The 26,182-nt window shown below is 73.8% G+C and carries 21 protein-coding genes and 2 tRNA genes; 11 read left to right on the top strand and 12 right to left on the bottom strand.

The annotated features are described in order from the left end of the window. The first annotated feature begins 153 nt into the window (after positions 1 to 153). The 3 genes from ACZ3J7_RS19320 to ACZ3J7_RS19310 all read left to right on the top strand — a co-directional run bounded on the left by ACZ3J7_RS19320 (position 154) and on the right by ACZ3J7_RS19310 (position 1,693). The gene (locus tag ACZ3J7_RS19320) at positions 154 to 480 is read left to right on the top strand and encodes a chorismate mutase (protein ID WP_465622413.1); all 327 of its coding nucleotides are present in this window, start codon (positions 154 to 156) and stop codon (positions 478 to 480) included. Between the two features lie 99 nt (positions 481 to 579). Beyond that, a complete protein-coding gene (gene lepB / locus ACZ3J7_RS19315) occupies positions 580 to 1,266 on the top strand; it encodes a signal peptidase I (protein ID WP_465622410.1) in 687 nt (228 codons plus the stop codon). A gap of 127 nt (positions 1,267 to 1,393) precedes the next feature. Then, positions 1,394 to 1,693 carry a YciI family protein gene (locus tag ACZ3J7_RS19310; RefSeq protein ID WP_465622406.1) on the top strand — a complete coding sequence of 100 codons (300 nt, stop codon included), beginning with the start codon at positions 1,394 to 1,396 and terminating at the stop codon, positions 1,691 to 1,693. A gap of 11 nt (positions 1,694 to 1,704) precedes the next feature. On the opposite strand, the gene ACZ3J7_RS19305 is transcribed toward ACZ3J7_RS19310, so the two are convergent. The 6 genes from ACZ3J7_RS19305 to nirD form a co-directional block, all read right to left on the bottom strand. Beyond that, positions 1,705 to 2,703 (bottom strand): EamA family transporter, encoded by a 999-nt coding sequence (locus tag ACZ3J7_RS19305; RefSeq protein ID WP_465622403.1) that lies wholly within the window; start codon positions 2,701 to 2,703, stop codon positions 1,705 to 1,707. 40 nt (positions 2,704 to 2,743) lie between these two features. Continuing rightward, positions 2,744 to 5,005, bottom strand: coding sequence for a transglycosylase domain-containing protein (locus tag ACZ3J7_RS19300; RefSeq protein ID WP_465622400.1), 2,262 nt, complete (start codon positions 5,003 to 5,005; stop codon positions 2,744 to 2,746). A gap of 247 nt (positions 5,006 to 5,252) precedes the next feature. Beyond that, positions 5,253 to 5,326: transfer RNA gene (locus ACZ3J7_RS19295), tRNA-Lys, on the bottom strand. Positions 5,327 to 5,447: 121 nt separating this feature from the next. Next, positions 5,448 to 5,521 (bottom strand) — tRNA-Lys (locus ACZ3J7_RS19290). Between the two features lie 83 nt (positions 5,522 to 5,604). Beyond that, the gene (locus tag ACZ3J7_RS19285) at positions 5,605 to 6,369 is read right to left on the bottom strand and encodes a bestrophin-like domain (protein ID WP_465622397.1); all 765 of its coding nucleotides are present in this window, start codon (positions 6,367 to 6,369) and stop codon (positions 5,605 to 5,607) included. 115 nt (positions 6,370 to 6,484) lie between these two features. After that, on the bottom strand, positions 6,485 to 6,841 hold the full coding sequence (gene nirD / locus ACZ3J7_RS19280) for a nitrite reductase small subunit NirD (protein ID WP_465622395.1): 357 nt from the start codon (positions 6,839 to 6,841) through the stop codon (positions 6,485 to 6,487). 543 nt (positions 6,842 to 7,384) lie between these two features. Here nirD and ACZ3J7_RS19275 point away from each other — a divergent pair. From ACZ3J7_RS19275 to ACZ3J7_RS19265, 3 genes are all read left to right on the top strand, one after another. Continuing rightward, positions 7,385 to 8,554 (top strand): low temperature requirement protein A, encoded by a 1,170-nt coding sequence (locus ACZ3J7_RS19275; RefSeq protein WP_465622391.1) that lies wholly within the window; start codon positions 7,385 to 7,387, stop codon positions 8,552 to 8,554. Between the two features lie 3 nt (positions 8,555 to 8,557). Further along, positions 8,558 to 9,193: a pentapeptide repeat-containing protein gene (locus ACZ3J7_RS19270; protein ID WP_465622388.1), complete on the top strand. Its 636-nt coding sequence runs from the start codon at positions 8,558 to 8,560 to the stop codon at positions 9,191 to 9,193. 168 nt (positions 9,194 to 9,361) lie between these two features. Beyond that, positions 9,362 to 11,416, top strand: coding sequence for a phosphocholine-specific phospholipase C (locus ACZ3J7_RS19265; RefSeq protein ID WP_465622384.1), 2,055 nt, complete (start codon positions 9,362 to 9,364; stop codon positions 11,414 to 11,416). An 8-nt stretch (positions 11,417 to 11,424) separates the two neighbouring features. Here the strand turns inward: ACZ3J7_RS19265 and pflA are convergent, their stop codons facing one another. Genes pflA through adhE form a run of 3 tightly spaced genes read right to left on the bottom strand, consistent with a single transcriptional unit; the run spans position 11,425 to position 17,217 of the window. Then, the gene (gene pflA, locus ACZ3J7_RS19260) at positions 11,425 to 12,195 is read right to left on the bottom strand and encodes a pyruvate formate-lyase-activating protein (RefSeq protein ID WP_465622381.1); all 771 of its coding nucleotides are present in this window, start codon (positions 12,193 to 12,195) and stop codon (positions 11,425 to 11,427) included. Positions 12,196 to 12,245: 50 nt separating this feature from the next. Continuing rightward, complete coding sequence (gene pflB, locus ACZ3J7_RS19255) at positions 12,246 to 14,522, bottom strand: formate C-acetyltransferase (RefSeq protein WP_465622376.1); 2,277 nt, start codon at positions 14,520 to 14,522, stop codon at positions 12,246 to 12,248. 16 nt (positions 14,523 to 14,538) lie between these two features. After that, positions 14,539 to 17,217, bottom strand: a complete 2,679-nt coding sequence (gene adhE / locus ACZ3J7_RS19250) for a bifunctional acetaldehyde-CoA/alcohol dehydrogenase (RefSeq protein ID WP_465622373.1) — start codon at positions 17,215 to 17,217, stop codon at positions 14,539 to 14,541. A 286-nt stretch (positions 17,218 to 17,503) separates the two neighbouring features. On the opposite strand from adhE, the gene ACZ3J7_RS19245 reads away from it, so the two are divergent. The 3 genes from ACZ3J7_RS19245 to ACZ3J7_RS19235 all read left to right on the top strand — a co-directional run bounded on the left by ACZ3J7_RS19245 (position 17,504) and on the right by ACZ3J7_RS19235 (position 19,084). Then, positions 17,504 to 17,689, top strand: a complete 186-nt coding sequence (locus ACZ3J7_RS19245; RefSeq protein WP_465622368.1) for a hypothetical protein — start codon at positions 17,504 to 17,506, stop codon at positions 17,687 to 17,689. Between the two features lie 80 nt (positions 17,690 to 17,769). Beyond that, positions 17,770 to 17,991 carry a hypothetical protein gene (locus ACZ3J7_RS19240; RefSeq protein ID WP_465622364.1) on the top strand — a complete coding sequence of 74 codons (222 nt, stop codon included), beginning with the start codon at positions 17,770 to 17,772 and terminating at the stop codon, positions 17,989 to 17,991. A 205-nt stretch (positions 17,992 to 18,196) separates the two neighbouring features. Beyond that, positions 18,197 to 19,084: a hypothetical protein gene (locus ACZ3J7_RS19235; protein WP_465622362.1), complete on the top strand. Its 888-nt coding sequence runs from the start codon at positions 18,197 to 18,199 to the stop codon at positions 19,082 to 19,084. Positions 19,085 to 19,139: 55 nt separating this feature from the next. On the opposite strand, the gene ACZ3J7_RS19230 is transcribed toward ACZ3J7_RS19235, so the two are convergent. Continuing rightward, the gene (locus ACZ3J7_RS19230; RefSeq protein WP_465622360.1) at positions 19,140 to 19,580 is read right to left on the bottom strand and encodes a nucleoside deaminase; all 441 of its coding nucleotides are present in this window, start codon (positions 19,578 to 19,580) and stop codon (positions 19,140 to 19,142) included. Continuing rightward, the gene (locus tag ACZ3J7_RS19225; RefSeq protein ID WP_465622357.1) at positions 19,577 to 20,428 is read right to left on the bottom strand and encodes an LLM class flavin-dependent oxidoreductase; all 852 of its coding nucleotides are present in this window, start codon (positions 20,426 to 20,428) and stop codon (positions 19,577 to 19,579) included. The genes ACZ3J7_RS19230 and ACZ3J7_RS19225 overlap by 4 nt, the downstream gene beginning before the upstream one ends. Positions 20,429 to 20,521: 93 nt before the next feature. Here ACZ3J7_RS19225 and ACZ3J7_RS19220 point away from each other — a divergent pair, with 93 nt between their 5' ends. Further along, complete coding sequence (locus ACZ3J7_RS19220; RefSeq protein ID WP_465622354.1) at positions 20,522 to 20,968, top strand: Lrp/AsnC family transcriptional regulator; 447 nt, start codon at positions 20,522 to 20,524, stop codon at positions 20,966 to 20,968. On the opposite strand, the gene ACZ3J7_RS19215 is transcribed toward ACZ3J7_RS19220, so the two are convergent. After that, positions 20,965 to 24,183: a S41 family peptidase gene (locus tag ACZ3J7_RS19215; RefSeq protein WP_465622352.1), complete on the bottom strand. Its 3,219-nt coding sequence runs from the start codon at positions 24,181 to 24,183 to the stop codon at positions 20,965 to 20,967. The two genes, ACZ3J7_RS19220 and ACZ3J7_RS19215, sit on opposite strands and share 4 nt — an antisense overlap. A 259-nt stretch (positions 24,184 to 24,442) precedes the next feature. On the opposite strand from ACZ3J7_RS19215, the gene ACZ3J7_RS19210 reads away from it, so the two are divergent. Continuing rightward, positions 24,443 to 26,122 (top strand): chitinase, encoded by a 1,680-nt coding sequence (locus tag ACZ3J7_RS19210; RefSeq protein WP_465622350.1) that lies wholly within the window; start codon positions 24,443 to 24,445, stop codon positions 26,120 to 26,122. Positions 26,123 to 26,182: the final 60 nt, after the last annotated feature.

The raw sequence follows: 26,182 nt of genomic DNA, 5'->3' as shown, positions 1-26,182 counted from the left end.
CGCCCGCGGACCGGCCCGCACCCCGTCCGGCGGTCGTCCCACATGCCGGAACGCGCCGGTCATCAGGGCGAACGCGGCCGTCCCGCCCTGTTAGATTGGCCGTTCGCCGCGCCCCGGGCGCCCACCCGGACCCCCGCATCGGAGCCACCCGACATGACGGACCAGCCCACCCCCTCCCCGGCGGGGATCGACGACGCCGTGCGGGCCGAGCTGACCCGCCTGCGCGAGTCCATCGACAACATCGACGCCGCCGTCGTCCACATGCTCGCCGAGCGCTTCAAGGCCACCCAGCAGGTCGGCCGCCTCAAGGCCGAGCACCAGCTGCCCCCCGCCGACCCGGACCGCGAGCGCCGCCAGATCGAGCGCCTGCGCGAACTCGCCCTCAGCGCCAACCTCGACCCGGTGTTCGCCGAGAAGTTCCTCACCTTCATCATCGCCGAGGTGATCCGCCACCACGAGGCCATCGCCAACGAGGGCTGACGCCCGGTCGGCGGGTCCCGTCCGCTCCGGGTAAGGACCCGATTTCGCCCTACCCCCGGCTCGGGTTAGCGTGCAGTCCTTGCCAAGGAGGCGGTGTCGGTGGCGGTTGCGGTGACCGAGGGGCCCACCCAGGAGCGACGTCCGCGCAGGCGGCGGCCCTGGTACGTGGAACTGCCCGTGATGATCGCGATCGGCCTGGTCGTGGCCGTGCTGATCAAGACCTGCCTGTTCCAGATGTTCTCGATCCCGTCCGGCTCGATGGAGAACACCCTCCAGGTCGGCGACCGGGTCGCGGTCAACAAGCTCGCCACCCTGACCGGCTGGAAGCCGGCGCCCGGCGAACCCGTGGTCTTCAAGGACCCGGGCGGCTGGCTGCCGCCCGCCCCGCAGGCCGGCAACGCCTTCACCCGCGCCGTCCACTCCGGCCTCGGCGCCGTCGGACTGCTCCCGCCCGGCGACGACTACCTGGTCAAGCGGGTCATCGCGACCGGCGGCCAGACCGTCGACTGCCACGGCAGCACCCTCACCGTCGACGGCCGGACCGTCGCCGAGCCCTACCTGCACCCCGGCGACGACTCCTGCTCCGGCATCGACTTCGGCCCGCTCACCGTCCCGGCCGGCCACGTCTGGGTCGAGGGCGACCACCGCAGCGACTCCGCCGACTCCCGCTACCACCGGGACGGGCCGGACGGCGGCGCGGTCCCCGTCTCCGACCTGGTCGGACCCGCCGCCGCCGTGGTCTGGCCGCTGGACCACTTCACCTGGTTCGGCTGGACCGGCCGCTGACCTCCCAGCCGCTGACACCCCGCCCGCGACCGGGCCCAACCGGCCGCCGCCGCCCACGAGTCCGGCCCGCTCCGGCCCGGCGTCCGCTGCCCGGCGTCCGCCGATCCGGCGGGCGTACGATGACCCGGTGTTCATCCTGGAGCTGACCTACACCGCCCCGCTGGAGCGCATCGACGCCCTGCTGCCCGCCCACGTCGCCTGGCTGGAGCGGCACTACGCGGAGGGCACCTTCCTCGCCTCCGGCCGCAAGGTCCCGCGCGACGGCGGCGTCATCCTCGCCGTCGCCCCCGACCGCGCCACCGCCGAGGCCGTCGCCGCCACCGACCCGTTCGTCCCGGCCGGCGCCGTCACCTACCGGATCACCGAGTTCGTCGCCACCACCGTCGCCCCCGCCCTCGCCGCCCACCGGGAGTCCCTGCCCGCCTGACGGCGGGCTCCTCAGCCCCGGCTCGCCGACTGCGCCGCGAACGCGCCCGCCAGGACGAGCGCGCCGCCGGCGAGCTGCGGGGCGCCGAGGTGCTCGCCGAGCAGCACCCAGGCGAGCACGGTGGCGACCACGGCCTCCAGGTTGGCGACCACGCCGGCCACCGGCGGCGAGAGGTGCTGCACCGAGACCACGCCGGTCAGGTAGGCCAGCACGGTGGCGACCAGGACCATCCACAGCGCCGGGACGAGCGCCGGCAGCTGGTGGCCGTTCATGGTGACCGAGCGGCCCAGCAGCGACCAGTCGGCGTTCCAGGGGCGGGTGGACGCGGTCAGCAGGACCGCGCCGATCAGCAGGCCGTACGCGGAGACCGCCAGCGGGGCGACCGGGCGCTCGCCCCGGCGGCCGGCGTCGGCCAGGACGAAGTAGCCGACCTGGCAGCAGGCCGCGCCGAGCGCGAACAGCACGCCCAGCGCGTCGAAGGACAGGCCGTTCCAGACCTCGACCACGCAGGCCAGGCCCGCCACCGCGACGCCCGCCCCGGCCATCGCCCGGCGGGAGACCGGCCTACGTTGCACCAGCCGGACGTAGGCGATCAGCAGCGGCGGGCCCAGGTACTCGATCAGCAGGGCCACGCCCACCGGGATCCGGGAGATCGCCGCGAAGTAGCAGGCCTGCACGCCCGCCACCGCCAGCAGCCCGAAGCCCAGCAGCACGCCGGGCCGCCGCAGCACCGCGTCCCGGTGCCGCCAGGCCACCGGCAGCAGCACCAGCGCCGCCCCGGCCACCCGCAGCCACACGGTGTGCGCGGGGGAGAGCCCGGCCTCGATCAGCGGCTTGGCCGCCGTCCCCGACCCGCCGAAGGCGACCGCCGAGACCAGCGCCAGCGCGAGCCCGAGCGGTACCGCCCGCTGCTTCGCGGCGGACGGCGGAGCGGTGGCCGGGGGAGCGGCGGCCGGGGGAGCGGGCGGGGCGTCGACGGGGACGGCGGAGGGGTCCGAGCTGCTGCGCATCGCCGCATTCTGCCAGCCCGGACCCCTCCGCCGTAAGGCGTTAACCCGCCTGTTGGTACTGATCCCCGAGCAGGCCGCCGGTCCCGCCCAGCCCCGGCGTGCTGCTCGCCGACGGGCTGCGACTGGCCCCGCCGCTCGGCCGGGCGGACGGCGAACGCGAGGGCTGCTTCCCGTCCTCGCCGCCGCCCGTCCCACCGCTCGGGCGGGCCGACGGCGAACGGGACGGCCGGGCGCTGTCCTCACCGGAGGGCGTCGCCGTGCCGCTCGCCCCGTCCGTCGCGGACGGGCTCTGGCTCGGCGGGGCGGACGGGCTCGGCGTCGCCGAGGGCGTGCTCGCCGCCGGGGCCCGGGTCGGCCCCGCGAAGTCGGAGACCGGCTGACCGGCCAGCGCCGCCTTCATGTACGCCGTCCAGATCTGCGCCGGGTACTTGCCGCCCGCCGCGCTGCCGGTGCCGCCCACCCCGTCCAGGGAGACCTGCTTGCCGGTGCCCGGCTCCTGCCCGAACAGGCCGACCACGGTCACCAGCTCCGGCGTGTACCCGGCGAACCAGACCGACCGGGAGTCGTCCGTGGTGCCGGTCTTGCCGGCCGCCGGGCGGTTCAGCGCGGCCGCCCGGTAGCCGGTGCCGCCCTGGTCCTCGACGACGCCCCGCAGGATCGCGGTGGTCGCCCGCGCCGCGTCCTTCGAGATCGCCCGGGTGGCCTTGTGCTCGGGCAGCGCGACCTGCTCGCCGCCCAGCTCCAGGCCCTTCACCAGCCACGGGGTGATCTGCTGCCCGTCGTTGTCCAGGGTCGCGTACACCCCGGCCATGTTCAGCACGCTCGGCGTGGCGGTGCCCAGCGGGACGGACGGCAGCGCGCTCAGGTCCGGCGTGTCGGCGGGCAGGCCCAGCGCCACCGCGGTGGCGCGGACCTTCTCCAGGCCGGTGTCCTGGGCGAGCTGCGCGAACACCGAGTTCACCGACCAGTCGGTGGCCTGCTGCAGGCTGATCTGCCCGTACGAGCGCTCGCCCTCGTTCGGCGGTGCGTACGGGACGCCCTTCGCGCCGCGCACCGGCCGCCGGTTGGTGCCGTCGTACACCGTGTCCGCGCCGATCCGCTCGCCGGACTGGGTGCGGGCCCCGGAGTCCAGCGCGGCCGCCAGCGCGATCGCCTTGAAGGTCGAGCCCGCCTGGTAGTCGGTCCGGGTCGCGTTGTCGATCCAGTGCTTGGTGGCGTCCGCGCCGCCGTACAGCGCCAGCACCTGCCCGCTCCTCGGGTCCACCGAGACCGCGCCGGCCTGCGCCGCCGCGTCCACCTTCCGGCTGTCCGGCTTCAGGTTGTCGGTCAGCTGCGCCTGCACCGCGTCCTGCAGCTGCTGCTGCTTGCGCGGGTCGACGGTCAGCGTGATCGTGTAGCCGCCCTGGGCGAGCTGCGCGTCCGAGACGATGCCCTGCTCGGTCAGGTACGAGGTCGCCGCGGCCACCAGGTACCCCGCCTGCCCCGACAGGCCCGGCGCCGACTTCGGCGCCAGCACCTCCGGGAACGCGGTCTGCTGCCGCTCCTCCGCGCCCAGCCACTTCTTCGCGACCATGCCGTCCAGCACGTAGTTCCAGCGCGCCACGGCCCGCTGCCGCCCGGCCTCGGACGCCGAGGACACGTCGTACGCGCTCGGCGCGTTCAGCAGCGTCGCCAGGTAGGCGCCCTGCGCGGCGGTCAGCCGGCTCGCGTCCACCCCGAAGTACGCCTGCGCGGCCGCCTGGACGCCGTACGCGCCGCGCCCGTAGTACGAGGTGTTCAGGTAGGAGGAGAGGATCTCGTCCTTGCTCTGCGTCGCGTCCACCTTGATCGCGATGAAGACCTCCTTCACCTTGCGGCTGACGGTCTGCTTCTGGTTCAGGTAGGCGTTCTTCACGTACTGCTGGGTGATCGTCGAACCGCCCTGGGTCGAGCCGCCGGACGCGGTGTTGAACGCCGCCCGGGCCATGCCCTTCAGGTTGACCGCGCCCTCCGAGTAGAAGTTGCGGTCCTCCGCGGCCAGCGCGGCGTGCTGCGCCTCGGCGGAGACCTTGTCCAGGGCGACGTTCTGCCGGTTGGTCTGCCCGGTGCGGGCCAGCAGCGAGCCGTCCGAGTACAGCCAGGTGTTCGACTGGGCGGTGGCGGCCGCGTGCGCGTCCGGCACCTTCACCAGGGCGATGCCCAGGGCGAACAGGCCGACCCCCAGCAGCACCGACGCCGCCAGGCCGACCAGGGTGATCCGCCAGGTGGGTATCAGCCGGCGCCAGCCGGTCCGCTTCTTCCGCGTACGGGGCTTTCGAGGCAACGGAGACCTTCCCGCAGGCCCCGGACGGGCTGCTCGCTCGGGCGACGGCGTGAACCTCGCCAGCCTGACTGATCGACTTTTGAGATGTTAGGGACCTATGTCCCATTTCTCCTAAGACGATCTTTAAATACCCCTTAGCTTCACATCCTCCCCCTTCTCAACGAGCGGGCCGCGCAGGGGACATGGCGACCGGCCCCGGAAAACGCCGAAGGCCCCTCGCTCTCGCGAGGGGCCTTCGGTCTGTCGGTGCGCCGCCAGGGACTCGAACCCCGGACCCGCTGATTAAGAGTCAGCTGCTCTAACCAACTGAGCTAGCGGCGCCTGCTGACGGAGAGAACACTACACGCTCCCCGACCTGCGGTGAAATCGGATTTCCCGACCCCCGCGGCGGGGGCCGGGAAACGCCGAAGGCCTCCCCGGAGGGAGGCCTTCGACCTGTCGGTGCGCCGCCAGGGACTCGAACCCCGGACCCGCTGATTAAGAGTCAGCTGCTCTAACCAACTGAGCTAGCGGCGCCTGCTGACCCCGAGAACACTACACGCCCGGGCCCGTCCGCCGAAATCGTGACGGCGCGACTACCCGGTGTCGTCCCGGGGTGCTCAGCGCGGCGGCGGCAGCCGGCTCAGGAACACCTCGAAGGCGGTCGGCTTCACCGCGTTCGCCCCGTCGAACGGGTAGTTCATCTCCTTGATCGCGATCAGCGACAGCGCGATCAGCCCCGCCAGGCTGAGCACCATCGCCAGGTGCGCCCAGGTGTTGGAGAGGCCGAACAGGAAGGTGAAGGCGATCGTGACCACCGCGCCGGCGATCAGCGAGGCCCACAGCAGCGGCGGCACGCAGTCGGCGATCAGGTTCAGCCGGGCCCGGCGCTTGCTGGCCAGGCCGTCCACGTGCTGCACCAGGTTCTCGTAGATCACCGTCTGCTGGTCGCCGTTCGGGGCGAAGGAGAGCGCGCCCTCCCGGATCTTGTACATCAGCGCGGTCGCCGCCGGGTCGCTGTGGTGGTCGGCCATCTCGCGCCACTCGGTGTCCACCACGGCGTGCGCGTAGCTGAGCGTCAGCCCCTCCAGCGCCGCGCCCTCGGGCAGCGGCATCTGCCGGGCCATCCAGTAGACCCCGGCCAGCTCGTCCGCCTCGTCGAAGGTGCTGGCCTTGGCCGTCGAGGTGTTCTCCCACACCACGATCACCACGAAGGCCACCAGCACCGCGTAGAACGCCCCGACCGCGGCGAAGATGAACCCCGCCACGTCGTTGCAGTTCTCCCGGGCCGGGACGGACGCGTACCGCTGCACCAGCAGCATCGCCGCCGCCGTGCCCACCAGGGTGCCGACCAGGATCACCACGTCGACCCAGTTCACGGCCACCCCCGCTTCGCTCGGTGCACGACTGTACGCATACGGTCATCAGACCGTGCGGGGGCGGGGCGCGGCGAGCGGGGTTGGTCCGACCGGCCCCGCCCGGCCGGGTCCGTCCGGGCGGTCACCCGGCCGGGCGGATCCGGACCGGCCAGACCGGCAGGGCCCGGGCGGGGTCGTCCAGGCAGGCGCCGGTGCGCAGGTCGAACAGGCGCTTGTGCAGGGGCGAGGAGACGGTCGGGGTGCCGTCCACGCTGCCGGTGATGCCGTCGGCGATCGTCCAGGTGTCGGCGAACGGGTCCCGGTTGCCGACCGCCAGCACCTCGCCGGCGGCGGTCCGGAAGACCGCCGCCTGGCCGCCGCCGGGCAGCAGTACGGCGGTGCCGGAGTCGGTTTCGAGCTCGCGGGCGTCGCAGACGGCGATCCAGCGGCCGTCCGGCGTGCCCAGTTCGACGGCGCGGGCCGGTTCGGTGCGGTGCACGGCGACGGGCTCCCCTCGGCGTGTGCGGGTGGGGTCTCCTCCTCGAACGGTACGGCCGGCGGCGGGCGCGGGACAGGGCGGGAAGGGCCCGGACCGGCGGGACGTTGGTCCCGCCGGCCGGACCGTCCGCGGTACGGGGCGCCGGGCGGACGCCGGGCGGCGCTGTCGGGCAGCGCGGTGATCACGAGGATTCCGGGTCCTGCGGTCCACGGGAGCCGGTCCCGTGCCCACCCTCGTCCTTGACCTTCCGCGTTGCCCGCGAAGCGCCCTCGTCGTCCGTCCATCCGCAGAGGAATCTATCGGTCGAATTCGGACAGACGGGACAATCGGCGCAACACGCGCCGAAACGGCCCAAGTTGTCACTCGGATCGCGCACTGCGGCGTCAACTCTGCCTGACGATTCATCAAAACGGGTGCAATCGGACGAATCGGCGTGCCGCACCCGGTCCGTGCGCCACCGGCCCCGGACTGCCAGGATCGCCGGTGTCCAACTGCCCAGCCGCGTCCGCCCCCTGCCGCGCGGCCCGCCCCGGAGGCCGCGCGATGAGTCCCGCTCCCACCCCCTACCGCCCGGTCCGCCGGATGCTCGCCCGCGACCGCGGCGAGTCCCACCGGGTCGCCACCCCGCTGGAGTTGTTCTTCGACCTGTGCTTCGTGGTCGCCGTCGCGCAGGCCGGCCGGGAGCTGTCCCACGCCCTCGCCGAGGGGCACGTCGCCCACGCGCTCACCGGGTTCGCCACGGCCTTCTTCGCGGTCTGGTGGGCCTGGATGAACTTCACCTGGTTCGCCTCCGCGTACGACGTCGACGACGTGCCCTACCGGCTCACCACCCTGGTGCAGATCGCCGGCGTGCTGGTGCTGGCCGCCGGCGTGCCGCGGATCTTCCAGGACCAGGACCTGACGCTCGCCGTGGCCGGGTACGTGCTGATGCGGCTGGCCATGGTCACCCAGTGGCTGCGCGCCGCCCGCGGCGAGAGCGGACCGGCCCGCACCTGCGCGCTGCGGTACGCGGTCGGGATCACCGCCGTCCAGGTGTTCTGGGTGGCGCTGCTGTTCCTCCCGCACGGCACCCGGGGCCCGCTGTTCCCGGTCGGGGTGCTGCTGGAGCTCGCCGTCCCGCTGTGGGCCGAGAAGGACGAGCAGACGCCCTGGCACCGGCACCACATCGTCGAGCGCTACGGCCTGTTCACCATCATCGTGCTCGGCGAGACGGTCGCCGCCGCCACCGTCGCCATCCAGACCGCGCTGGACGGGCACGAGGCGCTCGCCGAGCTGCTCCCGATCGCCGGCGGCGGGCTGCTGATCTGCTTCGGCGCCTGGTGGATCTACTTCGCCGACGACGGCCACGAGCGCCTGCGCGGCAACCGGCAGGCGCTGCCCTGGGGGTACGGGCACTACCTGGTCTTCGCCTCGGCCGCCGCGATCGGGGCCGGCCTGGAGGTCGCGGTCGAGCAGGCGGTCGGCGCCGCGCACGTCTCGGCCCGGGCCGCGGCCGCCGCCGTGACCGTCCCGACCGCGCTGTTCCTGGGCACCGTCTGGCTGCTGCACGCCCGCCACCACAAGCGGGGGGCGGCGGCCCGGGCGGTCCTGCCGCTGGCCGCGCTGTCGGTGCTGGCTGCGACCCTGGCCGGGGAGTCCGCCGTGCTCGTGGCCGGGCTCCTGGTGGCGCTCGCCGTCGCCGCCGGCCTCGTCCTGTCCGCGAAACGGAGCTGAACCGTGCGCCTCGAAGACCTTCCCCACGCCCACCTGCTGCGGCGCCACACCGGGCCGCTGCGGCCCGACGGGCGGTACGACACCGTCCACTTCGACGAGCTCGCGCTGACCGGGCAGTTCGGCGGGGCGCACTTCCTGGAGTGCGCGTTCACCGGGGTGCGGATCGAGGAGGCGAAGCTGCGGCGGGCCGGACTCAACGAGGTCTGGGTGCAGGGCTCCCGGCTGGTCGGGGTCGACCTGGCGGAGAGCGACTGGCAGGACACCGAGGTCGAGGGCAGCGTGCTCGCGGGCGTCTCGGCGTACGGCTCGGCGGTCCGGCGCACGGTGTTCCGGCAGTGCAAGCTGGAGGCGGTCAACCTGCGCGGCGCGGTGCTGCGCGACGTGGTCTTCGAGGACTGCCTGCTGCGGGACGTCGACCTCTCCGACGCCAAGCTCACCGACGTCTCCTTCCCCGGCAGCACCCTGGACGAGACCCGGCTGCGCGGCGCGACCCTGAAGAACGCGGACCTGCGCGGCGCGGTGGCCCTCGGCCTGCCGGACGGCCACCTCGGGCTGCGCGGGGCGATCCTCTCCACGCCGCAACTGCTCGACCTCGCACCGCAGTTCGCGCAGGCGCTGGGGATCGCCGTGCGGGACTGAACGGCCGCCGTTCACCTCCCGGTCGACGTTGCCGGGCCCGGTGAACACTGCGCCAACCCTTGCTCCGGGGCCATGACCCGGCGGCCCGTCCTGCGTGAGGATGCTCGGCGTTCGACACGAAGGTGTCTGGACAACACCACCAGCAGCCGAGGGGACGGTCGGGTCGGGATGGCAGAGCTGAGCCGCAGGAAGTTCATGGCGTTGTCGGCGAGCGCGGCGGCCGGGGCGGCCGTCGCCGGGACGGCGGTGGCGGCGGGCGCCGGGCCCGCCGCGGCCGCGGGCGCGACGGGCGCGACGGGGACGATCGCGGACGCCAGGCACGTCGTGGTCCTGATGCAGGAGAACCGCAGCTTCGACCACTACTTCGGCATGCTGAAGGGCGTGCGCGGCTTCGCCGACCGGGCCACCGTCCAGCTGCCCGGCGGCTACAGCGTGTTCAACCAGCCGAACGTGCTCGGCCGGCAGTACCCGTGGCAGTTCTCGGCGACCAAGCCGGCCGGCGGCGCCGACCCCGAGCGCCTGGCGCAGTGCAACGGCGACCTCGCCCACGGGTGGAGCGACCAGCACAGGGCGTGGAACAACGGGAGGATGGACTCCTGGGTGGCGGCGAAGGGCAACGTCCGCACCCTGGGCTACCTGACCCGCGCCGACATCCCGTTCCACTACGCGCTGGCCGACCACTGGACGGTCAACGACGCCTACCACTGCTCGGTGCTCTCCGCGACCGGCCCGAACCGCACCTACCACTGGTCCGGCCAGATCGACCCGGCGGGCGCGGCGGGCGGCCCGGCGTACGACGGGGGCGACGAGTCCGGCCTGAAGTGGCAGACGTACGCGGAGGCGCTGGAGGCCGCCGGGGTCAGCTGGAAGGTCTACCAGAACGCGTCCGACAACTACGGCGACAACGCGCTGGCGTACTTCACCCGGTTCGCGTCGGCCCCGGCGGGCAGCGCGCTGGCGGTCAAGGGCATGGGCTCGGTGCCGAGGACCACCGGGCGGACGCCGGACGACATCGTCGCCGCGATCCGGGCGGACGTGCTGGCGGGCACCCTGCCGCAGGTCTCCTGGATCGTGCCGGACCAGGCGTCCTCGGAACACCCCTACGCGACGCCGGCCGACGGCGCGCACTTCGTGCACAACGTGCTCGACGCGCTGAACGCGGACCCGGCCGTGTTCGACTCCACGATCCTGTTCCTGAACTACGACGAGAACGACGGCTTCTTCGACCACGTCCCGCCGCCGGTCGCCCCGGCCGGCACCGCGGGCGAGTTCTACGACGGCGTGAACATCGGCCTGGGCTTCCGGGTCCCGATGCTGGCGATCTCGCCGTGGAGCCGGGGCGGCTGGGTCTCCTCGGAGACCTCCGACCACACCTCGGTGCTGCGCTTCCTGGAGAAGTGGACGGCGGCCATCGGCAGGCCCGCGACCTGCCCGAACATCTCGGCCTGGCGGCGCAAGATCACCGGCGACCTTACCGGCATGTTCGACTTCGCCAACCCGGTGTACGGGATGCCCGCGCTGCCGGACACCTCGCAGACCATCGGCCTGGCCGCCTGCGGGCCGCTGCCCAACCCGGCGCCGGTGGACAACCGGCTGCCGGTGCAGGAGGCGGGCACCCGCCCGGCCCGCGCGCTGCCGTACCAGCCGGTGGCGAACCTGGACCGCCTGGAGTTCGGCTCCGGCGGGGCGGTGAAGGTGTGGATCGCGATGGCCAACCAGGGCAGCGCGGCCACCCACTTCGCGGCCTACGCCAACGCGTACCGCACCGGCGGGCCCTGGCCGTACACGGTCGACCCGGCGGGCGCGACCAGCGACTTCTTCAACTGCGGCACCGGCTACGGCGCGGGGAAGTACGACCTGACGGTGGTCGGCCCGAACCGCTTCCTGCGCCGCTTCACCGGCGACGCCACCAAGCCGGGCAAGGACGCGGCGGTCACCGCCACCTACGCGCCCGCGCCGGACACCGGCAGGCTCGCGCTCTGGTTCGAGCTGGCCAACCGCGGCACCTCGGCGGTGACCTTCACCGTCACCTCGAACGCGTACCGCTCGGACGGCCCGTGGACGTACGCGGTCGCGGCCGGGGCGCGCACCAGCGACCACTTCAACGCGGTGGCGTACACCAACGGCTGGTACGACTTCACGGTGACGGTCGGCGGGGACGCGAGCTGGTCGCAGCGGTTCACCGGCCACCTGGAGACCGGAGCGGCGTCGGTCTCCGGCTGAGCGGGACGCTAGACGGCGTGCAGGCCGTGCGCGGCGAAGGCGTCGCGCGCGGCCCGCACCTGCTCGGGGGTGGGGACGGGGGTGCCGGCGAGGGTGAAGTCCCGGCCGAGGGCCTCCCACTTGGCCGCGCCGAGCTTGTGGAAGGGCAGGACGTCGACCCGGGAGACGTTGCCCAGCGCGGCGGCGAACGCGGCCACCCCGTCGACGTTGTCGATCGGGTCGGTCAGGCCGGGCACCAGGACGAAGCGCACCCACACCTCCTTGCCGAGGTCGGCCAGCCGGCGGGCGAAGTCCAGGGTCGGGCCGAGCCGTCGGCCGGTGACCTTCCGGTAGAGGTCCTCGTCCCAGGACTTGATGTCCAGCAGGACGAGGTCGACGTCGGCGAGCAGGGAGTCACTGGCGCGCGGGCCGAGGTAGCCGGAGGTGTCCAGCGCGGTGTGCAGGCCGAGTTCGTGCTTGAAGCGGTGGAACAGCTCGCCGGTGAAGCCGGGCTGGAGCAGCGGTTCGCCGCCGCTGACGGTGGCGCCGCCGCCCGCCGCGTGGATGAACGCGGTGTACTTCGACGCCTCCGCGACCACCTCGTCCGCGTCGGTGCGCTTGCCACTGCGCATCCGCATGGTGTCGGGGTTGTGGCAGTACAGGCAGTTCAGCGGGCAGCCGGCCAGGAAGACCACGAACCGGGTGCCGGGGCCGTCGACGCCGGTCGACAGGTCCCAGGAGTGCACCGACCCGCCGCCGCGCGGACCCACCGGGAGTTCGGCGGGGAGCATGACGGTCATGGCGGTGCCTCCTGGGCTGTCGGGGCGGGGCGGGTGGAGCGGGGCGGGGGTCAGAGCGAGCCGTGGAAGGTGCGGCCGAGCACGTCGAGCTGCTGCTCCCTGGTCAGCCGGACGAAGTTGACCGCGTAGCCGCTGACCCGGATGGTCAGCTGCGGGTACTGCTCGGGGTGCTCCATCGCGTCGAGCAGGGTCTCCCGGTTCAGCACGTTGACGTTCATGTGGAACCCGCCGACGGCCGTGTACCCGTCCAGCACGCCCGCCAGGTTGCGCACCCGCTCCTCGGGGGTGCGGCCCAGCGCGTCGGGCGTGACGGTGTTGGTCAGCGAGATGCCGTCCTCGGCCGCGTCGTACGGCAGTTTGGCCACCGACATGGCGCTGGCCACGTACCCGTGGGTGTCGCGCCCGTTCATCGGGTTGGCGCCCGGCGAGAACGGCTCGCCGGCCCGGCGGCCGTCCGGGGTGGCGCCGGTCTTCTTCCCGTACACCACGTTCGAGGTGATGGTCAGCACCGACTGGGTGTGCTCGGCGCCCCGGTAGGTCGGGTGCTTGCGCACCTTCTTCATGAACTCCTCGACCAGCCACACCGCGAGCTCGTCGGCCCGGTCGTCGTTGTTGCCGTACGCCGGGTACTCGCCCTCGACCTCGTAGTCCACCGCGAGGCCGCTCTCGTCGCGCACCGGGCGGACCTTCGCGTGCCTGATCGCCGAGAGCGAGTCCGCGGCGACCGCCAGGCCGGCGATGCCGCAGGCCATGGTGCGGCGCACCGCGCGGTCGTGCAGGGCCATCTCCAGGCGCTCGTAGGCGTACTTGTCGTGCATGTAGTGGATGACGTTCAGCGCGTGGACGTACGTCTCGGCCAGCCACTCCATCTGCCGGTCGAGGCGGGACAGCACCTCGTCGTAGTCCAGCACCTCGGAGGTGAGCGCGCCGGTGGCCGGGCCGACCTGGGCGCCGGAGCGCTCGTCCCGGCCGCCGTTGATCGCGTAGAGCAGCGTCTTGGCGAGGTTGACCCGGGCGCCGAAGAACTGCATCTGCCTGCCGACCTCCATCGCGGAGACGCAGCAGGCGATCGCGGTGTCGTCGCCGAAGCGCGGGCGCATCAGCTCGTCCGACTCGTACTGCACGCTGGAGGTGTCGATCGACACCTCGGCGCAGAACTCCTTGAAGCCGCGGGGGAGCTTCGGCGACCAGAGCACCGTCATGTTCGGCTCCGGCGCCGGGCCCAGGTTGTACAGGGTCTGCAGGTAGCGGAACGAGGTGCGGGTGACCAGCGGGCGGCCGTCGGTGCCGATGCCGCCGATCGACTCGGTGACCCAGGTCGGGTCGCCGGAGAACAGCTCGTCGTACTCGGGGGTGCGCAGGAAGCGGACGATCCGCAGCTTGATGACGAAGTCGTCGACCAGCTCCTGGGCCTGCTCCTCGGTCAGCCGGCCCCCGGCGAGGTCCCGTTCGAGGAAGACGTCCAGGAAGGTGGAGGTGCGCCCCAGCGACATCGCGGCGCCGTTCTGCTCCTTCACCGCCGCCAGGTAGGCCAGGTACAGCCACTGGACCGCCTGCCGGGCGTCCCGGGCCGGGCCGGAGACGTCGTGCCCGTAGGTCAGCGCCATCGCCTTCAGCTCGCCCAGCGCGCGGATCTGCTCGGCGAGCTCCTCGCGCTCGCGGATGGTCTCCTCCAGCGCGCGCGGGTCGGTGGGCGCCGCGTCCAGCGAGGCCTTCTCCTCCCGCTTGGCCTCGACCAGCCGGTCCACCCCGTACAGCGCGACCCGCCGGTAGTCGCCGATGATCCGGCCGCGCCCGTAGGCGTCCGGCAGGCCGGTGACGATCCCCGCCTTGCGGGCGGCCCGGATCCCGGGGGTGTAGGCGTCGAAGACGCCCGCGTTGTGGGTCTTGCGGTAGACCGTGAAGACCTTCTCCAACTCCGGGTCGACCGGGTAGCCGTAGGTCTCCAGCGCCCCCGCGACCATCCGCCAGCCGCCGTTGGGCATGATCGCCCGCTTCAGCGGGGCGTCGGTCTGCAGTCCGGTGATCAGCTCGTTCTCCCGGTCGATGTAGCCGGGCGCGTGCGAGGTGATGGTCGACGGCGTGTCGTACGAGACGTCCAGGACGCCCTTGGCGCGCTCGGCCGGGAACAGCGCGGTGATCTTCCGCCAGATCCCGGTGGTCCGCCCGGTCGGGCCGGCCAGGAAGGAGCCGTCGCCCTCGTACGGGGTGTAGTTCTGCTGGATGAAGTCGCGGACGTCGATCGCGTCCCGCCACAGGCCGCCCTTGAAGCCGTCCCAGGCAGTGGTCGGCGTGGACGCGGTGGGGTGCTGCTGCGAGGTGGTCATCTCGGGTGTCCTCGTCTCAGTTCCGGTCGCCGTAGTAGGCCTGGGTCATCAGCTGCCGCATGTCCGCGAGCATCGGCAGCCGCGGGTTGGCCGGCGCGCACTGGTCCTCGTAGGCGTGCATCGCCTGCTCCGGCAGCGCCGCCAGGAAGGCCGCCTCGTCCACCCCGGCGTCCTTGAACGACCGCGGGATGCCGACCCTCTCGCGCAGCTCCTCGACCGCCGAGGCCAGCGACTCCACGCCCTGCTCGGGAGTGTCGGCGGGCAGGCCGAGCGTCCGGGCGATCTGCTGGTAGCGCTCCGGCGCCACGTAGCTGCGGTACTTCGGCCAGCTGGTCACCTTGGCCGGCGCCGACCCGTTGTAGCGGATCGCGTGCGGCAGCAGCAGCGCGTTGGTGCGCCCGTGCGCCACGTGGAAGGTCGCGCCCAGGGTGTGCGCCATCGCGTGCACCACGCCCAGGAAGGCCGAACCGAACGCCATGCCCGCGATGGTGCCCGCGTTGTGCATCCTCTCCCGGGCCACCGGGTCGTCCGGCCCGTCGACGACCGCCGCCTCCAGGTTCTCGAAGACCAGCCGGATGCCCTGCAGCGCCAGTCCGTCGGTGAAGTCGTTGGCGTACACCGACGCGTACGCCTCGACGCAGTGCGTCAGCGCGTCGAACCCGGAGTCGGCGGTGACGTCCCGGGGCAGGTGCGTGGTGAGCGCCGGGTCGACGATCGCCACCGTCGGGGTCAGCGCGTAGTCCGCCAGCGGGTACTTCTGGCCGCTCTCCGGGTCGGTGATCACCGCGAACGGCGTCACCTCGCTGCCGGTGCCCGAGGTCGTCGGGACGCACACCAGCCTGGCCTTCTCGCCCAGGTCCGGGAAGGTGAAGGCGCGCTTGCGGATGTCGAAGAACTTCTCCTTCAGGTCCGCGAACTCGACCTCCGGGTGCTCGTACATCAGCCACATCACCTTCGCCGCGTCCATCGGCGAACCGCCGCCCAGCGCCACGATGGTGTCCGGCCGGAAGTCGCGCATCAGCTCGGCGCCCCTCTCGACGGTGGCGATGCTCGGGTTCGGCTCCACGAAGTCCACCACCCGCACCTCCACCGGCTCGGTGCGCCGGGACAGCACGTCCCGGATCCGGTCCAGGTGCCCGATCTCCACCATCGTCCGGTCCGTCACCACGACGACCCTGCGGGCGCCGCGCATGTCGGCCAGGTAGGTGATCGAGTTGCGCTCGAAGAAGATCTTCGGCGGGACCTTGAACCACTGCATGTTGGTGTTGCGCCGCCCGATCCGCTTCACGTTGACCAGGTTCAGCGCCGAGACGTTGCCCGACACCGAGTTGTGCCCGTAACTGCCGCACCCCAGCGTCAGCGAGGGCAGGAACGCGTTGTAGACGTCACCGATGCCGCCCTGCGAGCTCGGCGCATTCCAGATGATCCGGCAGGCCTTCACCGCCGTGCCGAACTCCTCGACGAACGCCGCGTCCTCGCTGTGCACCGCCGCCGAGTGCCCCAGGCCGTTGAACTCCACCATCTCGGTGGCCAGCCGCAGGCCCTGCGCCCGGCCGTCCGCCCGCAGCACCGCCAGCACCGGGCAGAGCTTCTCCCGGGTCAGCGGCTCGGCCTCGCCGACCCCGCCGACCTCCACCAGGATCACCGAGGTGTCGTCGGGCACCTCGAAGCCCGCCGCCGCCGCGATCGCCGGCGCCGACCGCCCCACCACGTCGGCGTTCAGCTTCGCGCCCGCGCAGTCCGTGCCGGCGCCGACCCCGAAGAGGTACCGCTCCAGCCTGCCCTTCTCCTCGGGCGTCGCCAGGTGCGCCTTCAGCTTGCGGAACTCGGCGATCGCCGCGTCGTGGACCTCGGCGTCCAGGATCACCGCCTGCTCGGACGCGCAGACCATCCCGTTGTCGAAGGACTTCGACAGCACGATGTCGTTCACCGCGCGCTTCAGGTCCGCGCTCTTCTCCACGTACGCCGGCACGTTGCCCGCGCCGACGCCCAGGGCCGGCTTCCCGCACGAGTACGCGGCCCTGACCATCGCGTTGCCGCCGGTCGCCAGGATCGTCGCCACGTCCTCGTGCCGCATCAGCGCGCCGGTCGCCGCCGTCGACGGGTGCTCGATCCACTGCACGCAGTGCGCCGGGGCGCCCGCCGCCACCGCCGCGTCCCGGACGATCCGGGCCGCCTCCGCCGAACAGCGCTGCGCCGCCGGGTGGAAGCCGAACACGATCGGGTTGCGGGTCTTCAGCGCGACCAGCGCCTTGAAGATCGTCGTCGAGGTCGGGTTGGTCACCGGCGTCACGCCCGCGACCACGCCCACCGGCTCGGCGATCTCGGTGATCCCGGTGATCTCGTCCCGGGAGACCACCCCGACGGTCTTCATCCCCGCCATCGAGTGCGTCACGTTCTCGCAGGCGAAGACGTTCTTCACCGCCTTGTCCTCGAACACGCCGCGCCCGGTCTCCTCGACCGCCAGCGCGGCCAGCCGGGTGTGCGCGGCCAGCGCCGCCAGCGAGGCCTTCTTCACGATCCGGTCCACCTTCTCCTGGGTGAAACCGGCGTACTCGCGCAGCGCCTGGCGGCCGTTGCGGACCAGCACGTCGACGGCCGCCTCGGCCTCGGCGGCCTCAGCGTCGGGGGCGGCGGGGGTCTTGGCCGGGGTTTTGGCCGGGGCCTTGGCAGGAGTCTTCTCGCGGGACGGCATGGCGCGCTCACCTCTTGGGGTGCGGCTGTGGGGCGCCCCGGCGGCGCTGCCGGGACCGGCTTGACGCCTCCACCCTCCGTCGGCGACCGGTGAGGCGGATACGGCCGTTGGCCGCGACCCGCCGGGACCAACGGCCTTTTCCGTCCCCGGCACGGCAGTTCGCGCCGGCCCCGGCGGCGGGCGGCACTGCGCCGGACGGGTGGGCCCCAGCCCTCCGGGTGCGACCTGCCCCGGCCGGTGCGAGGGTGGACGCAGCCCGTTGTCCGCGACACCCCGAGGAGGAGACATGGGCCTGAGCGACCAGTTCAAGGACAAGGCGAAGGACCTCGCCGACCAGGCCAAGTCGGCGCTCGGCGACCACGGCTCCAAGGCCGAGGAGGCCGAGCAGAAGGCCCGCGAGCAGGCCGAGGGCGCGATGCCCGGCGGCCAGGAGACCGCGGACGAGCAGCACCAGGAGGGCGAGTCCTCCTGACCCCGCCACCCGGTGCGCGCGGGCCCCGCCCGGGCCCGCGCGCACCGTGGCGAGGGGGGACGCCCATCCGAGGAGGAGACATGGGCATCTTCGACAGGTTCCGCCACCCGGCGGCCCCGCCGGCCGCCGCACCCCCCGAGGACCCGCCCGAACGCGTAGCCCCCGCCCACGACGAGGCCGTCGACGCCTTCGGGGACCAGGTCGAACGCGCCCGCGACGACACGGAACGCCGCATCCGGCAGGACCGCGAGGACCGCGAGGCCGCCGCGGACATGACCGCCGAGGGCGACCCCTGGGGCTGACCCGCCCGCCCGCGGAGCACCGACCCCGCAAGGGGGCCGGCGCTCCGCGCGCTGTGACACGGCGGTGACAGTAGGCATACGGCGCACGGACGTCGGACTGGAAGCATTCCTTCTGCGCGGGGGGAACGGACCGAGGACGAGACCGGCCGGCCGAGCGCGCGACCCGCACACCAGCCGCTGCACCGCATCCCTTGGGGGGAACACCATGAACACCCGCCGGACCGCCTCGACCGCCGTCGCCGCCGCACTGCTCCTCGCCGCCACCACCGCGGCCGGTGGCACCGCGTGGGCCGCGGACCGGCCGGTGGTTCCGACCTGCTTCGGCGACGAGGTGAAGCTGCCCGGCGAGACCCCGGTCGCCGACGCGCCCGCGCACACCGGGACGGTGGCGGTCGAGGTCGGCGGCGACGCCGAGCCGACCGTCACGGGTGACGTGGCCACCTACCGGGTGCGGATCACCGAGACCAACCGGACCGGCGCCGACTACCGGCACGTGACGGTCGTGCCGGTGCTGTTCACCCAGCTGGGCGTGGTGAACACCGGCAACACCAAGGTCACCTGGGTGCACGGCGGCACCGAGACCGAGCTGCCCACCCGGATGGGCTGCGACCCGTCGGTCTGGGGCGCCTCCGGCGCGCTGGACCTGGCGCTGGCGGACGGCCAGACCGCCCGGATCGACCTGAAGATCACCACGTCCACCGAGGTCGCGCGGAAGGTCAAGGAGCTCTCGGTGTCGGCGTACGGAGCGGCGGACGGCGACCGCGGCCTGCGGAGCGACGTCCTCACGCTCCGCGGCGCCGCCCCGGCCACCGAGCCCACCAAGACCCCCACCAAGACCCCCACCAAGGCCCCCGAGCCCACCGCCCCGGCGACCCCCACCGCCGCTCCCGCCACCAGCGCCCCGGCCCCGGCCCCGACGCCGACCGCGAGCGCGACCGCCTCCACCCCGGCGCCCGTCGCCGCGACGGCGGAGCTGGCCTCCACCGGCGGCGGTGGCGGCACCGGCCTGCTGGCCGGCGCCGCGGCCCTGCTGGTCGCCGCGGGCGCGGCCGTCCTCTACACCGTCCGCCGCCGCACCCGCCGCAGCAGCTGACCCCGCCCCGGTACCGCGTCGGCCGGCCCCTCCCGGGGGCCGGCCGACACGGCGTTCAGGGGCCCGGGCGGTAGTAGGCCTCGATCGGGCGGCGGGCCTCGGCGAGCAGCGCCGGACCGTCCTGGACGAGGTCCGGCCACTGGCCGGAGGCCGGGTTGAGGTCCACCAGCTGCTCGGTGGACAGGGCGAACACCACCCGCCCGAGACCGGAGCGGACCAGGGCGCCCGCGCACATCCCGCACGGCTGGCAGCTGGTGTAGAGGGTGGTGCGGGCGGCGTCGGCCGGGTCGAGCTCGCGGGCCGCCCAGCGGGCGAGCTTCAGCTCCGGGTGGGCGGTGATGTCGCGCTCGCGCCGCACGGTGTTGTGCGCCTCGGCGAGCACCGTGCCGTCGGCGGCGGCCAGCAGCGAGCCGTACGGGGCGTCCCCCGACTCGACGGCGCGGGCGGCCAGGTCGACGGCGCGGCGCAGCAGGGCCTCGTCGGCGGGGGTGATCACGCGGTGTCCTTCCGGTCGGTGGTCGCGGTGGTTTCGGCGGTCTCGGTGGTCGCCGAGGCGGCCGAGGCGAGGGCGGCCAGGTCCCGCCAGGCCGCCTCCGGTCTGCGGGTCTCCTCGGGGTCGCCGTGGTACGGGTCGAGGACCACGGCCCGGGCGCCCAGCGCGCGCAGCTCCCGCAGGTCGTCCAGGACCTGCTCCAGGGTGCCGGTCCCGGCGGGGCGGTCCGCGCCGGTGGCCGGCCGGTCGGTCAGCCGGAACGCGAGCCGCGGCGCGAAGCCCGGCAGCGGGTGCGCGGCCAGGACGGCCCGCATCGCGGGCAGGGACAGTCGCAGCGGGTGCCAGGCGTCGCCGAACCGGACGGCGCGGCGCAGCGCCGCCGGGCTGTGCCCGCCGACCCACAGCGGGATCCGGCCGGTCCCGGCGGGCCCCGCCGCCCGCAGCACCCGCAGGCACGCGTCGCTCCGCCGTCCGCGCTCGGCGAACGGCACCCCCAGCGCGGCGAACTCCTGCCGGGCCCAGCCGGTGCCCACCCCGAGCACCAGGCGGCCGCCGCTCAGCCGGTCGAGGTTCGCGGCCATCCGGGCGGTCAGCAGCGGGTCGCGGTACGGCAGGACCAGCACCGTGGTGCCGAGCCGCACCCGGTCGGTCAGCCCGGCCAGCCAGGACAGCAGGGTGAACGGCTCGTGGAACGGCTCCGGGTAGCGTTCCGCCACGTCCGGGGTAACGGCCACGTGGTCGGACACCATCAGCAGGTCGAAGCCCAGCCCCTCCACGGTCCGGGCCCAGGCCCGGAGCACGCCGGGATCGGTGCCGGGCCCGAAGTTCGGTACGTTGACGCCCAGTTGCATGCGGCGAGGCTAGCGGGGCGAACCGCGCCGGGTGAATGCCGGATTCCCGGCGTTCGGGCCCTTCCGCCGGGAATCCGCCGGTAGCATCGCCGGATGGCCGAGAACCTCGACGACATCGACTGGGCGATCATCGAGCAGCTGCAGGCCGACGCCCGCCTCACGCTCAGCGAGCTGGGCCGCCGCGTCAACCTCGGCTCCTCGGCCACCGCGGAACGCGTCCGCGCCCTGGAGGCCAGGGGCGTGATCACCGGCTACCACGCCGCGGTCGACCTGGGCCGGCTCGGCTACCCCGTGCTCGCCGTCGTCCGCCTCAAGTACCCGGGCAGCCGCCACCAGCCCCTGCACCGCCTGCTCGCCGAACGCCGCGAGATCCTGGAGTGCCTGCGCACCACCGGCGACGACTGCTACACCCTCAAGCTCGCCGCCACCTCCATGGAGCACCTGGAGACCCTCGTCGACGAACTCTGCACCCTCGGCACCACCACCACGAGCGTCGTCTACCGCCAGACCCTCCCCCGCCGGGGTCCCGCCCGCCCCTAGGAGCGGGGCGGCAGCGGGGGGCGGCGCAGGTCGGGGCGGGGGGTGTCGGGGGGCGGGGGAGTGGCGGCGGGGGCCGTGGCGAGGAGGGTGAGGGCGAGGTCGACGGCGGCGGCGAGGTCGGTGTGGTCGCCCCGGGCCCAGTCGCGGGGGGTGCGGACGACTTCGACGTCGGGGGCGACGCCGTGGTTCTCGACGGTGAAGCCGATGCCGGCGGTGAACCAGCTGGCGTTCTTGGGGACGGAGATCTGGGTGCCGTCGCCGAGCGCGTGGCGGCCGGTCATGCCGACGACGCCGCCCCAGGTGCGGGTGCCGACGACGGGGCCGAGCGCGAGCGTCTTGATGGCGGCGATGATGACGTCGCCGTCGGAGCTGGTGGCGTGGTCGGCGAGGGCGACGACGGGGCCGCGCGGGGCGTCGCGGGGCCAGCGGACGGGTTGCCGGCCCCGGGTGAAGTCCCAGGCGAGGACGCGGCGGTGGAGCTTCTCCAGGACGAGTTCGGAGACGTTGCCGCCCGCGTTGCCGCGGACGTCCAGGACGAGGGCGGGGCGGGCGAGTTCGGAGCGCAGGTCGCGGTTGAACTGGGCCCAGCCGGAGCCGCCGAGGTCGGGGATGTGCAGGTAGCCGCACGCGCCGTCGCTGAAGCCGCGCACCAGGTGGCGGCGTCTGGCGACCCAGTCCTGGTAGCGGACGGGCCGTTCGTCGGTCAGCGGGGTGACCGCGATCCGCCGGATCCGGTTCTCGTGCCGGACGGTCAGTTCGACGGTGCTGCCGCCCGTCCCGGCGAGCAGCGGGGCGGGGCCGCGGACCGGGTCGGGCGGGCGGCCGTCGACGGCGAGGAGTTCGTCGCCGTCGCGCAGGCCGTGGCCGGCCAGCGGGGCGCGGGCCTTGGGGTCGGAGGACTCGCCGGGCAGGATCCGGTCGACCAGCCAGCGGCCGTCCGGGGCGCGGTGGGCGTTGGCGCCGAGCAGGCCGAGCGGCTGCTGGGCGAGGGCGGGGCCCTCGCCGCGCCGGGCGGGGGTGACGTAGGCGTGCGAGGTGCCGAGTTCGCCGAGCAGTTCGCGCAGCAGGTCGGCGAAGTCGTCGGGGGAGGCGATCCGGTCGAGCAGCGGTTCGTACTGGGCGGTGAGGGCGGGCCAGTCGAGGCCGCACATGCCCTCGTCCCAGAACTGGTCGGCGACCACCCGGGCGGCCTCCGCGTAGGACTGGCGCCACTCGGCGGCGGGGTGGACGGTGTGGGTGATCCGGCGCAGGTCGACGGCGAGCGGGGCGGTGGGGGCGGCCAGCGGGTAGAGCTTGAGCGCGCCGGCGGAGAACACCGAGAGCGCCGAGCCGTCGGCGGAGACCGCGAACCCGTCGAGCTGGTCGACCAGGGTGGTGCGGCGGCCCCGGGCCAGGTCGAAGTGCTCCAGGGCGGGGCGCCCGGAGGTGTCCTCGGGGTTGGCGAAGGTCTGGCCGAGCGCGCCGGAGATCGGCCAGCGCAGCCAGACCACGCCGCCGCGGACCGCCGCCGTCGCCGAGTACTTGGAGGCGATCACCGGGAACGGCACCAGCCGCCCGGCCAGGCCCTCCTCGTCGACGTGCACGGTGCCGTCGCCGGTGGCCTCCTCCGGGTCCAGGCCGACCGGCGGCCGGCCCTCGGCGGGAGAGGCGAACGGGGACGGGGTGCCGGCCGCCAGCGGGACGAGGTACGGGCGGCAGCCGAGCGGGAAGGACAGGTCGCCGGTGTGCACGTCGTGCACCGGGTCGAAGCCGCGCCAGGACAGGAACACCAGGAAGCGGCCGTCCCGGGTGAACACCGGGTGCTCGTCCTCGAACCGGCCGCCGGTGACCTCGACCTTCTCCCCGGGCCGGTCGGTGCGGGCCAGCCGGATCGCCCGCAGCGAGCGGCCCGCGACCGGCTCGGACCAGGTCAGCCAGCGCGAGTCGGGGGAGAAGGAGGGGCTGGAGACCGGCCCGTAGCGGGAGGCGGCGACCTCGGTGACCGCGCCGTCGGCGGTCTCCACCAGCAGCAGCCGCCCGTCCGAGCAGGCCGCCGCCAGGCGCCCGCCGTCGGGGGCGGCGGCCAGCTCCTGGACCCGGCCGATCCGGCCGCCCGCGATCCGCCGGTGCGGGGGCCGTTCCTCGGCGGCGTCCTTGCCGGGCAGCGCGGCCAGCTCGATCGCGTCCGCGCCGTCCGCGTCGGTCACCCAGGCGGCCTGGTTGCCGTAGCCGAGGACCAGCGGCAGCCGGCAGCGCACCCCCGGCGTGTCGGCGAGCACCCGGGCCGGGCCGTCGCGGTGGGTCAGCCAGTACAGCGAGCCGCGCACGTTCAGCACCCCGGCCCGGCCGGTGGCGTCGCAGGCCAGGTCCTTGACGTTGTTGGCCGCGCTGACCTGGTACGGCCGCCGCCCGGCCCGGGCGCCGCCCAGCGGCACGTCCAGCCGGCGCGGCGCGGGGGCGTCCAGCGAGTCGAGCAGCCAGACGTCCCCGGCGTGCTGGTAGACCACCCGGACGCCGTCGGTGGCGGCCTCCCGGGCGTAGTACGAGGCGTGGTCGGTGTGCCGGCGCAGGCCGGTGCCGTCCGGGCGGACCGAGTACAGGTTGCCGACGCCCTCGTGGTCGGAGAGGAACGCGATCCGGGTGCCCCCGGCGCAGGTCACCGGCATCGGCGAGGCCAGGTGCCCGGGCAGGCCGGGCAGCAGCAGGTCGTGGTCCACCCAGAGCCGGCCGGTCGCGCCGCCCCGGTAGCGCTTCCAGAACGCGGGCTCGTGCGGGGCCGCGTCGGTGAGCAGCACCGTGTGCCCCGCGCCGACCTGCGCGTCCGCGACCGGCCCCCACGGCATCCGCCGCCCCGGCGCGCCGTCCGGCGGCAGCTCCCACGCCCAGGCGTAGTGCGCGAACGGCTCGTGGTACGAGGTCACCGCCAGCACGTCCCCGTTCGGCAGCCAGCCGCGCACCCGGGTGTCCTGGCTGCCCCAGTACGTCAGCCGGACCGCCTCCCCGCCGTCCACCGGCGCGGTGAACACCTCCGGGGTCAGCGCCGACCAGCTCGTCCAGGCCAGCACCGCGCCGTCCGGCGACAGCCGGGGGTGGCTGACCCTGGTCCGGTCCGCGCTCACCCGCCAGGCCCGCCCGACCGCGCCGTCCGCGCCGAGCGGCGCGACCCAGACGTCGTCCTCCGCGGTGAAGGCGAGCAGCCCGCCGCGCACATGGGGGTACCGCAGGTATCCGGACACCCCTCCATGGTTCGATCAGCCGCCGGGGCCCGCAAACGCGGCCGGTCCCGGCGGGTGCCGCCGGACCCTCCGGAGGGGCTGACAGCGGGTCATCGAACCGTGTTCTCCGGTCCATTGACAGGGAGGAGTCACAGCCGCTTCAGTGGTCTAGTCCAACTCCCTGGGTGGGTGCCGGTGCGGCGGCACGCCCCGGCCGGGAACCCCACGGCCCGGCGCGCGGAGGAGGGCGTCCCCCACACAGAGGCAGGAGCATCCCCACATGCGTACTCCCCGTAGGAAGCGGCTGCTCGCCGCCGGAACGGCCTGGGCGGTGGCGGCCACCGGCGCCGTCGCGCTCAGCTTCGGCCTGGCCGGGTCGGCCTCGGCCGGCGAGTTCCTGGTCAACGGCGGCTTCGAGACCAACGCGCTGAGCCCCTGGAGCTGCACCGGGTCCACCGGCTCCGTGGTCACCGGCCACGCCCGCACCGGCACCTACGCGCTCGCGGGCGCCGCGTCCGCGTCCGACACCGCCCAGTGCACCCAGACCGTCGCGGTCGCCCCCAACACCACGTACACGCTCAGCGCCTACGTCAACGGCGCGTACGTCTACCTCGGCGTCAACGGCGGCACCTCGACCTGGACGCCGAGCACCGGCGGCGCCTACCAGAAGCTCTCGGTCAGCTTCACCACCACCGCGACCCAGACCTCCGCCACCGTGTTCACCCACGGCTGGTACGGCCAGGGCACCTACTACGCGGACGACGTCTCGCTGGACGGCCCCGGCGCACCCGCCTCGCCCTCCGCCAGCACGAGCCCCTCCAAGTCGGCCTCGCCGTCGCCGTCCACCTCCGTCTCGGCCTCGCCGTCGACCTCGACCTCCGCGTCGCCCTCGACCTCGACCTCGGCCAGCCCGTCCGCGAGCCCGTCCACCTCGGTGCCGCCCACCGGCAGCCACGCCCTGGTCGGCTACCTGCACGCCAGCTTCGCCAACGGCGCCGGCTACCTGAAGATGGCCGACGTCCCGGACAGCTGGGACATCATCGACCTGGCCTTCGGCGAGCCGGACTCCATCACCTCCGGCACCATCCACTTCAACCGCTGCCCGGTCACCGAGTGCCCGGGCGTCGAGTCCGACGCCGACTTCAAGGCGGCCATCGCCGCCAAGCAGGCCAAGGGCAAGAAGGTCCTGCTGTCGATCGGCGGCCAGAACGGCGAGGTGCAGCTCACCACCACCGCCGCCCGCGACAACTTCGTCAACTCGGTCTCCGGGATCATCGACAAGTGGGGCCTGGACGGCCTCGACATCGACTTCGAGGGCCACTCGCTGTCGCTCAACACCGGCGACAACGACTTCAAGAACCCGACCACCCCGGTCATCACCAACCTGATCTCGGCGGTCAAGAGCCTCAAGGCCAAGTACGGCGCGAAGTTCCAGCTCACCATGGCGCCGGAGACCTTCTTCGTCCAGCTCGGCTACCAGTACTACGGCTCGGGCCCCTGGGGCGGCCAGGACCCGCGGGCCGGCGCCTTCCTGCCGGTCATCTACGGCCTGCGCGACGACCTCACCCTGCTGCACGTCCAGGACTACAACTCGGGCTCGATCATGGGCCTCGACAACCAGTACCACAACATGGGCGGCGCGGACTTCCACATCGCGATGACCGACATGCTGCTCGCCGGCTTCCCGGTGGCCGGCAACGCCAACAACGTGTTCCCGGCGCTCAAGCCCTCGCAGGTCGCGATCGGCATGCCCGCCAACACCTACGCCGGCAACGGCTACGTCGCCCCGGCCGTGGTCAACCAGGCGCTGGACTGCCTCACCAAGGGCACCGGCTGCGGCTCCTACACCCCGCGGGCCGGCAAGCAGCCGAACCTGCGCGGCCTGATGACCTGGTCGATCAACTGGGACAAGTACAACAACAACGAGTTCTCGAAGAACTTCGACGGCTACTTCGGCTGAGCGTCCGCCGAGGCGCTGACGGAGCCGGCCACCCCCGCGGGGGTGGCCGGCTCCGGCCGT

The sequence above is a fragment of the Kitasatospora sp. NPDC015121 genome (assembly GCF_055562955.1).
Note: the sequence above shows the minus strand (reverse complement) of the source record. Positions and strands in the feature narration are given on the sequence as shown.

Bases quoted from the DNA above. Each gene is read 5' to 3' on its own strand.
- ACZ3J7_RS19320 (WP_465622413.1), top strand. From the start codon at position 154: ATGACGGACCAGCCCACCCCCTCCCCGGCGGGGATCGACGACGCCGTG.
- ACZ3J7_RS19305 (WP_465622403.1), bottom strand. From the start codon at position 2,703: ATGCGCAGCAGCTCGGACCCCTCCGCCGTCCCCGTCGACGCCCCGCCC.
- ACZ3J7_RS19275 (WP_465622391.1), top strand. From the start codon at position 7,385: ATGAGTCCCGCTCCCACCCCCTACCGCCCGGTCCGCCGGATGCTCGCC.
- ACZ3J7_RS19265 (WP_465622384.1), top strand. From the start codon at position 9,362: ATGGCAGAGCTGAGCCGCAGGAAGTTCATGGCGTTGTCGGCGAGCGCG.
- pflA (WP_465622381.1), bottom strand. From the start codon at position 12,195: ATGACCGTCATGCTCCCCGCCGAACTCCCGGTGGGTCCGCGCGGCGGC.
- pflB (WP_465622376.1), bottom strand. From the start codon at position 14,522: ATGACCACCTCGCAGCAGCACCCCACCGCGTCCACGCCGACCACTGCC.
- adhE (WP_465622373.1), bottom strand. From the start codon at position 17,217: ATGCCGTCCCGCGAGAAGACTCCTGCCAAGGCCCCGGCCAAAACCCCG.
- ACZ3J7_RS19245 (WP_465622368.1), top strand. From the start codon at position 17,504: ATGGGCCTGAGCGACCAGTTCAAGGACAAGGCGAAGGACCTCGCCGAC.
- ACZ3J7_RS19240 (WP_465622364.1), top strand. From the start codon at position 17,770: ATGGGCATCTTCGACAGGTTCCGCCACCCGGCGGCCCCGCCGGCCGCC.
- ACZ3J7_RS19235 (WP_465622362.1), top strand. From the start codon at position 18,197: ATGAACACCCGCCGGACCGCCTCGACCGCCGTCGCCGCCGCACTGCTC.
- ACZ3J7_RS19225 (WP_465622357.1), bottom strand. From the start codon at position 20,428: ATGCAACTGGGCGTCAACGTACCGAACTTCGGGCCCGGCACCGATCCC.
- ACZ3J7_RS19220 (WP_465622354.1), top strand. From the start codon at position 20,522: ATGGCCGAGAACCTCGACGACATCGACTGGGCGATCATCGAGCAGCTG.
- ACZ3J7_RS19210 (WP_465622350.1), top strand. From the start codon at position 24,443: ATGCGTACTCCCCGTAGGAAGCGGCTGCTCGCCGCCGGAACGGCCTGG.